Raw genomic sequence first — 1959 nt, 5'->3', positions numbered from 1 at the left:
AATTGAACTACCCCTACCTAACATTCTAAGGAATGTTTGAAAAAACAAAAAAATAGCGAGGATATTCTCGCTTAAAATGATAAATAAAAACATATCAAGTAAAGTAAGTATACGTTCCTTCAAAAAGTATTGACTTCAATATAAACTTTGTAATATACTCTGATACTGTTAATCTAAATATGCATATATACATATTTAAAAACCTATCTAATTTAACAATTTATCTACTTACCGGAAATAAAAATAAGATTGGCAGGAGAAAAAATGAGAAACATACGAAGCAAAATTTTAACCAGTTTTTTATTTGTAATTATTTTACTAATTGGCATATCAACATTTGGTTATTTTGGAATATCAAAATCAAATACAGAAATTCATACACTAGTCACCGAAGAATATAAACAAGTATCAAAAGCGAATGAATTGTCTGCCAATGTTGCAAATCGAGTCATACTTGCAAGAGGATATGTATTATACGGAGATACAAAATATAAAGATTTATTTCTAGAAGAAACAAAAGAATCAGAAAAATTAAAGGCGGAGTTACAAGATATCATGGGTAATACAGAAGCTTATAAAGCTGCTGTTCAAAAAACAATAAAGTGGGAAAACCTAATAACAGATCAAGTAATACCCGCATATACGAAAGGTGGATTTAATGAAGCGATTCCTTTAATGGAAAAATACTGTCAATTATGGTCTATGGATGCAATTAATGCATGGGATAAAATTAAAATAGATGCCGAACAAAAATTAAAAAATAAAGGTACGAAATTAATTGAAAATGGGGAAAGAGAACAAAAGATATTTGTTATTACGGCATTAATAATAACAATGATCGGAATTGCAATTGCTATTTTCATATCTAGAGCCATTACAATTCCAATTACTTTAGTCGTCAAACGGTTAAGTCAAATTGCAAAAAATGATTTAACCGGTGAATCTTTATCTATAAAAACTAAAGATGAACTTGAGGTACTAGCATGTTCAACAAATGAGGTAGCTGATAACCTTCAAAGTATTATTACAAAGTTATCTAATACAGAAAGTCAATTAAACATAACATCTCAAGAGTTGATTAAACAAAATCACCAATTAACTAAACATGCAGATGAAGTTACACACTCTATTAACATAGTTACTAAAGGATCTGAAACCCAATATAAAGAAGCACAAGAAACTGTAACATCCATGACAAATGTTTCAAGTGACATTCAAAGCATCTCAAAACTATCCAATATAGCATCTCAAAAAACAATTGGAGTCTGCAAGAGTGCAAATGAAGGAAATGCTATCATTCAACAAACAATGCTTCAAATGAATACAATCCATGACTCTATCAATCATACATCAGAAGTTATTTCGAAATTAGGACATCTTTCCGTGGAAATCAATACGATAGTTGAAGTAATAAATGGGATTGCAGATCAAACTAATTTATTAGCTTTAAATGCAGCAATTGAAGCTGCACGAGCTGGAGAGAATGGAAAAGGATTTGCTGTTGTTGCTGATGAAGTTAGAACGCTAGCTGAACAATCCAAAACATCTTCTAAACAAATCGTGAGTTTAATAAAAGAAATTCAAAACTGCACGCAATCAGCAATTCAAACAACTCATGTAACGAAAAATGATACAGAAACTGGCTTAGTTGTTGTAAATGCAGCAGGACAAGCTTTTGAAAAAATCAGTGTAGCTATTAATGAAATTACGTTACAAATCCAAGAAGTATCCGTATACTCCCAACAAATTTCAATTAATACTGAAACCGTTTCCGCATCGATTAATCAATTATCAAATATAGCAAGTGATAACTATAATAAATCACAAAGCGTCAAAAAATCAGCTCAGCAGCAAATAGATGCTATGTCACATACTACAAATACAATTAACAAATTAAGCATAATGGCTGAAGAATTAAAGAATGTGCTGAAACATTTTACATTGTAAATTTAATAATCT

General features: G+C 30.1%; 1 protein-coding gene. It reads left to right on the top strand.

From position 1 onward, the window contains the following. Positions 1–264 precede the first annotated feature (264 nt). Entirely contained in the window at positions 265–1947 is a 1683-nt protein-coding gene (locus V7183_RS25390) for a methyl-accepting chemotaxis protein (protein ID WP_335361264.1), read from the top strand. Positions 1948–1959: the final 12 nt, after the last annotated feature.

The sequence above is a fragment of the Bacillus sp. JJ1127 genome, from assembly GCF_036965845.1.
GTDB lineage: Bacteria > Bacillota > Bacilli > Bacillales > Bacillaceae_G > Bacillus_A.
The sequence above is the reverse complement of the archived record's forward strand: the minus strand, read 5'-3'. Positions and strand labels throughout refer to the sequence as shown.

Coding starts and splice junctions, on each gene's coding strand:
- V7183_RS25390 (WP_335361264.1), top strand. CDS start 265: ATGAGAAACATACGAAGCAAAATTTTAACCAGTTTTTTATTTGTAATT.